Here is a 5,670-nt window from a genome sequence, read left to right on the forward strand (position 1 = left end):
GGGCTAAAGGCCGCAACGATTCAGTATGCCAAAACCCGTCCAGTCTTTGAGCAGTATAAGGCGACGAAGTACAGCCGGAAATTCCTTGCGGAGCATGAGGCCGACCTTGAACTGTACCGGGCTGCACAAACGGAAATGCGCTCTCTGCTGGGCGGGGCGAAGCTCCCCAAAATGGATGTGCTGAAGGAAGAAGGCCGTAAGCTCACAGCAAAGAAAAAACAGCTCTATGGAGAATATCAAAAGGCACGACGGGATATGCAGGAGATCGTCACGATCAAAGCGAACATTGACACTCTGATGGGCTACACCGAACCGGGAAGAAAGCAGGAAAAGGAGCGTTAAGGTTATGAAAACAAGGAGCAAAGCGACGCTGACACTTCGGGCCATGTTGGCCCGAAGATACGGGTTTGGGGCGAGCCCCAACAAGCCGCCTTTGTGCCACTTGTGGCCACAGAGGCATTGCTTGCCACTTAGCGACAGCCCCTAAAATGGCGCAAAAAAACAGAGGCCCTTATTCTGGAACCTCCGTTTCTCTGGCTTTCTTAATGCCCTCGGCTGTGGCTTCTATTACAACAAGCTCTTTTTCATTCATAGAATTTAGGAGCACATCAATGTGCTTTCTGCAAGAACTTGTCTGCGCCCCTCCGTCCGCATGAATAAACTGGTCAACTGAAATGTCAAACATAGTAATGAGTTTAACAAAAAGGTCGAAGCTGGGATATTGGCCTTTGTTCTCAATATTCATAATGGTACGGGAGTCACGGTCTACTAATTCCGCAACATAGGCTTGTGTCCAGCCCTTTTCTTCTCTGGCTCTTTTGAGTGCCAGCCCGAGGCCGTGAAAGTCAAACCTTCTTTCATTTTGGTTCATTCTCATATCACCCTATATCATTCTACATTTCGTGTTAGATTATGAGAATGTAATGAAATTTTACATTTAGTAGTATTTAATTTCATCTATTCGTTCAGATTGACTTGCTAGGACCAAATAAGTGAATTATAATTTTCTTATAGCAATTCATCTCTCATTTTTGTGCAAACATTGAGAGGAAAATAGCAATTATATTCGCTATGATAAGGGAGGAAATAAATTTGGATTGGGTAAAACAGCTTAATATTGCGATTAGATATATCGAAGATCATCTGACAGGAACCATAGAGTATGACGAACTGGCAAAAATGCTTTGTTGCTCTACTTATCAATTTCAGAGAATGTTTGCCTTTATGAATAATGTTCCTTTATCCGAATACATACGCAGAAGAAAATTGTCGTTAGCTGTGGCGGATATTCAAAAAGGAGAGCGAGTCATAGATGTTGCTTTGAAATATGGCTATTCTTCCCCAACGGCATTTAGCCGAGCATTTCAATGTCTCCACGGGATTACCCCCTCTGAGGCAAGAAAAAAGGGAACATTATTAAAAACATACCCTCCAATTAGTTTCAAGCTGACTATCACAGGAACAGAAGAACTAACTTATCGGATTGAGGAACGATCTGCTTTTGAAGTAGCAGGTGTCTCTATGTTATTGGATAAATCTCTGGAAAAAAATTTTTGTACTGTTCCACAGTTTTGGGATAACGCTGTACAGGATGGTACTCTTGCAAAACTTAATTCCTTAGAAAAAGGCGGAGTTTGTGATTTGCTGGGGATAAGTGTTTGCGGGGATTATGAGACATGGAAATACTATATTGCAGTTGCAACATCTGAAACAGCAAAATTTGAATTTGAGAAGTTAATTATTCCTGCGTCAAAATGGGCAATTTTCTCGGGGAAAGGAACAAATGTATCTTTGCAAGACTTAGAACGCCGTGTCATTACTGAGTGGCTCCCATTCTCTGGATTTGAATATGGAAATGCTCCAGATATTGAACGCTATATACAGGCTGATCCGGAAAATGCTGAGTATGAATACTGGTTATCTATCCGAAACGAGAAGAAGTAATTTATGGCAAGATCAAATATTAAAGCTGTTTTTGAAAATGATGTTCAAACAGTTTGGAATGTTATAACTGATGTAAAAAATTATATATGGCGTACTGATTTAAGTAAAACTGAAATTATAAGTGACAAACAGTTTATAGAATATACAAAAAATGGCTACGCCACTACATTTACAATTACCCTTTTTGAACCATACAAGCGATGGGAGTTTGACGTGGAAAATAGCAATATAAAAGGTCATTGGATTGGAATTTTTACTCAAAAGGGCGAAAAAATAGAAATTGATTTTACTGAGGATGTAACTGCAAAAAAAGTTTTAATGAAACCATTTGTTAAGGCCTATTTGAAAAAGCAACAGGCAAGATATGTTAAAGATTTGGCGAGAAAATTGAAAGGTAATTATGAATAGCAAAGAAATTATTGATTATCTAAAATCTGAGGCTTCAGAAAAATATAAAGAAAATGTTATAAAAATGGGGATACCAGAAAAATTTTGCATTGGTGTATCAACATCTACACTGCGGAAATTTGCAAAAAAGCTGGATAAATCTAATGAATTGGCCTTTGAATTATGGAATACCCATTACCACGAGGCTCGTTTGCTTGCAGTGCTAATATTCGATCATAAATGTTTATCTTACGACCAAATTGACACACTTATGTCAGAAGTTTTATCATGGGACTTGTGCGATCATTTATGTAAGAATTTAATTATAAAATTAGATTACTATGAGGACTTTATTTTTAATTGGATAGCTGCTGACCACATCTATAAGAAACGGGCTTCGTTTGTTTTAATTGCTGCGTCTACTATACATGATAAAAGCATGACAAAGGAAACTCTTGACATCTATTTGAAATTGGTATACGAAAATTCTTGTTATGAACATGACCATATAAAGAAAGCTGTTTCATGGGCGCTAAGAGAAATAGGAAAAACAGACTTTGAATATGCCGAAAAAGTTCTTTTGACTGCTTACGATTTATTAGCCAGCGGAAACAAAGTTCAAATTTGGATTGCCAAAGATGTCATAAAGGAATTAGAAACTGTCGTGAAAGTAAAAGAACGGAAACGCTTAATTACTTCTAATTCCAAAATGGGCAGAGAACGATGAAAGAGTAGCCACCCGCAACGGAATAAAAAAAACCGTTGTTTCGGCGGCTGGATATTCATGCGCCAAAACAAAATACAGTAGCCTTACGGCGGTTTTGAAATAACATATTTCAAGCCGCCGTTTTCTTTTTGAAAAAATGAGAATACGGAGGGTGTGTTAAAGTCGCCCTTTTTTGAGGATACGGCGGTGCTCAGGAGGTATCGCCGTGTCCATTTTTGCCTTTTTTTACAGTACCCATGACCTGCACCAGCTAAAAAAAGCATAGCTCCCCCTCCGGGACAGTCTGGTTATGAATGTGAAATTTGGCAGTACATAAATGAATATAAAATTTCATGCGTCTGTGCGGCTTTGTGTCGCCCAGGCGCTTTTGTGTTCTTATGGGGCTGCTTCGGGTCATGTTGGCCCGAAGTCATTCCCCGGTGCCGCTCCCCGCCGCCTTCGTTTCGGTCACTCGTCAACCAACAACCGAAACGGAGGTCAATATGGCTATTATCAATTTGCGGGACTATTACCCATTCTATACATCAGATTGTTTCATGGAGGTGTCGGAGGAAATTGCCGATATGTTCAAAGAGTTTGACCGCAAGGAGGCGGCCTATCGTCTGCGGACATATCGCCACAAAGCCTATTACTCCCTTGATCGGGATGATGGGCTGGAGCATGAAGCTGTCTTTGTTGCCTTATCTCCCCATGAACTGTATGAGCGGAAAGTGACCATGCAGGAGCTTCACGCAGCGATTGCCAGTCTGCCGGACAAACAGGCAAAACGGATTTACGCTCATTTCATTCTCGGCATGACCAAACAGGACATTGCCCGGGCAGAGGGCGTCCATGAAAAAGTGGTTCGTGTCGCAATCGAGCGAGGTCTGCGGCGCTTAGAAAAAATTTTGAAAAATTCTTTGTAATAAGTACCGATTTGGGCCGGAAAATGAAATGGCTTATGAGAGGCAAAACACTTCGGGTCACAATGGCCCGAGGTTCAGACAAGCCTCATGCAGATTGAAAATTGAATAAAAAGACACCCGGATACGAAGGGGAACGCGCTGTGTGACAGACCCGCCATGACCTCAGATTTCAAAGAATACAGTCTTTGTAAAACTGAGCGAGCGAACAGGTCCATGCCATAGGTGGGGCAAGGCTGGCTCCACCGGAACAGGCGCAGAACCCGGATACTTGCGTTTAGTCACAGTCCGAGCGTTGAAGCGGCCTTGCAAGCCGTGAGCCGTCGCAGGCAATGAGAACGCCTTGCCATCAGAATGGGGAGAGTTGAAATACTATGGGGCATGAAGCCTATGTCCGTCCGGTGTGTCTGAAATGAAATGAAAACCTATGGGGAGCCCCCGGCAATGCTGTCTGATGATAGGCCAACCGATCCGGCGTGGCTCCCCATCTTTTCAAAAGAGGAGCACTTTATGGGAAATGCGTTTGGAATGATCCCCGGCTTGGAACCGGACGAATGGAGCAATGACGCCTGCCGTGGTTATGTCATTATGGCAATGGAGAACTGCGGATTTTCAAAGAAGGATATACGGCGAGTTGTGGGGCAACTTTATGAAATATTTGACCTCAACAGCGTGGAGGACGCCAAAGAAAAGTACCTTTCCAGTCCTTGCTGACCTCGGGCCACATTGACCCGAAGTGGAGAAAGCTCAAAGGGCGGCACCTGCTGGGTGCCGTCTTTTGACATTTCCCCACAGGACAAGCGGGAAAGGCTGGCATATACACGCACTTTCGCAAAGGAGGTTTTCAATGACGCAAGCTGTCACTTATGAACGAGAAACAAAGTCTGTCGCATTTCAAGGGAAGATCATTGTGCTGGAAAGCCTCACGCCGGTGCTTCCACCGAAGGAGAAAGAACAGCGCAAAAAAGAAATTGAGCGCTGCCTTTTTGAGGTGTTCAGCAAATATGGGGACAGGTTTCCCTAATCATTCGCAACATTGTTGTCCGGGGCTGCTGATGGTATAATATAGTTGTAAGGTTGGTAGCTCCATTCCAGCAAGGAAAGGAGCCCAATATGGAATTTATCAGAGAAGATTGTATTTACGCAAGACAGTCAGTAGACCGCAAGGACAGTATCAGCATTGAAAGTCAGATCGACTTTTGCAAGTATGAATTGAAAGGCGGGAGCTGCCGGGTATTTAAGGACAAAGGCTATTCCGGTAAGAATACGGACAGACCGGAGTTTCAAAAGCTGCTGGGCGAGATCCGCAAAGGAAAGGTCCGGCGGGTCATCGTGTACAAGCTGGACCGTATAAGCCGCTCTATTCTGGACTTTGCAACGATGATGGAGCTGTTTCAAGAGTACGATGTGGAGTTTGTATCATCCACGGAAAAGTTTGATACTTCGACCCCGATGGGCCGGGCCATGCTGAATATCTGCATTGTATTCGCCCAGCTTGAACGTGAGACAATTCAGAAGCGTGTCACAGACGCCTACTATTCACGGTGCCTGAAAGGCTTTCACATGAGCGGACAGGCACCATACGGTTATCAGTTAGAGCCTACTGTGGTAGAGGGTATCCGCACAAAGAAAATGGTTGCCGACCCCGTAGCCGCCGACCATGTTCGGCTTGTTGTGGTCAAGCTTTTTTGTAACACTTGTGGCTAAAAA

The 5,670-nt window shown here is 43.4% G+C and carries 8 protein-coding genes and 2 pseudogenes; 8 read left to right on the forward strand and 2 right to left on the reverse strand.

Annotated features, from left to right (window positions below):
* Positions 1–342: pseudogene (locus tag DW677_RS18970) on the forward strand (hypothetical protein); the annotation flags it as partial.
* 169 nt (positions 343–511) lie between these two features.
* On the opposite strand, the gene DW677_RS17130 reads toward DW677_RS18970, so the two are convergent.
* The gene (locus DW677_RS17130) at positions 512–877 is read right to left on the reverse strand and encodes a helix-turn-helix transcriptional regulator (protein ID WP_181967578.1); all 366 of its coding nucleotides are present in this window, start codon (positions 875–877) and stop codon (positions 512–514) included.
* 215 nt (positions 878–1,092) lie between these two features.
* Between DW677_RS17130 and DW677_RS17135 the strand changes: the two genes are divergently transcribed.
* Genes DW677_RS17135 through DW677_RS17145 form a run of 3 tightly spaced genes read left to right on the forward strand, consistent with a single transcriptional unit; the run spans position 1,093 to position 3,058 of the window.
* Positions 1,093–1,944 (forward strand): GyrI-like domain-containing protein, encoded by an 852-nt coding sequence (locus DW677_RS17135; protein ID WP_117535872.1) that lies wholly within the window; start codon positions 1,093–1,095, stop codon positions 1,942–1,944.
* A 3-nt stretch (positions 1,945–1,947) separates the two neighbouring features.
* Positions 1,948–2,352 carry an SRPBCC family protein gene (locus DW677_RS17140; RefSeq protein WP_117535858.1) on the forward strand — a complete coding sequence of 135 codons (405 nt, stop codon included), beginning with the start codon at positions 1,948–1,950 and terminating at the stop codon, positions 2,350–2,352.
* Positions 2,345–3,058, forward strand: a complete 714-nt coding sequence (locus DW677_RS17145; RefSeq protein WP_117535857.1) for a DNA alkylation repair protein — start codon at positions 2,345–2,347, stop codon at positions 3,056–3,058. Before DW677_RS17140 ends, DW677_RS17145 begins: the two co-directional genes overlap by 8 nt.
* 83 nt (positions 3,059–3,141) lie before the next feature.
* On the opposite strand, the gene DW677_RS18450 is transcribed toward DW677_RS17145, so the two are convergent.
* Positions 3,142–3,321, reverse strand: a complete 180-nt coding sequence (locus DW677_RS18450; protein WP_158579320.1) for a hypothetical protein — start codon at positions 3,319–3,321, stop codon at positions 3,142–3,144.
* A gap of 219 nt (positions 3,322–3,540) precedes the next feature.
* On the opposite strand from DW677_RS18450, the gene DW677_RS17150 reads away from it, so the two are divergent.
* The 4 genes and pseudogenes from DW677_RS17150 to DW677_RS17160 form a co-directional block, all read left to right on the forward strand.
* Positions 3,541–3,963 (forward strand): sigma-70 family RNA polymerase sigma factor, encoded by a 423-nt coding sequence (locus DW677_RS17150; protein WP_181967577.1) that lies wholly within the window; start codon positions 3,541–3,543, stop codon positions 3,961–3,963.
* Between the two features lie 507 nt (positions 3,964–4,470).
* Positions 4,471–4,674, forward strand: a complete 204-nt coding sequence (locus DW677_RS17155) for a hypothetical protein (protein WP_238078031.1) — start codon at positions 4,471–4,473, stop codon at positions 4,672–4,674.
* Between the two features lie 133 nt (positions 4,675–4,807).
* The gene (locus DW677_RS18455) at positions 4,808–4,984 is read left to right on the forward strand and encodes a hypothetical protein (protein WP_167541534.1); all 177 of its coding nucleotides are present in this window, start codon (positions 4,808–4,810) and stop codon (positions 4,982–4,984) included.
* Positions 4,985–5,073: 89 nt separating this feature from the next.
* A pseudogene (locus tag DW677_RS17160) lies at positions 5,074–5,634 on the forward strand (recombinase family protein); the annotation flags it as partial.
* Between the last annotated feature and the right edge of the window lie 36 nt (positions 5,635–5,670).

Source organism: Clostridium sp. AM25-23AC (assembly GCF_003435125.1).
GTDB classification, from domain to species: domain Bacteria; phylum Bacillota; class Clostridia; order Lachnospirales; family Lachnospiraceae; genus Pilosibacter; species Pilosibacter fragilis.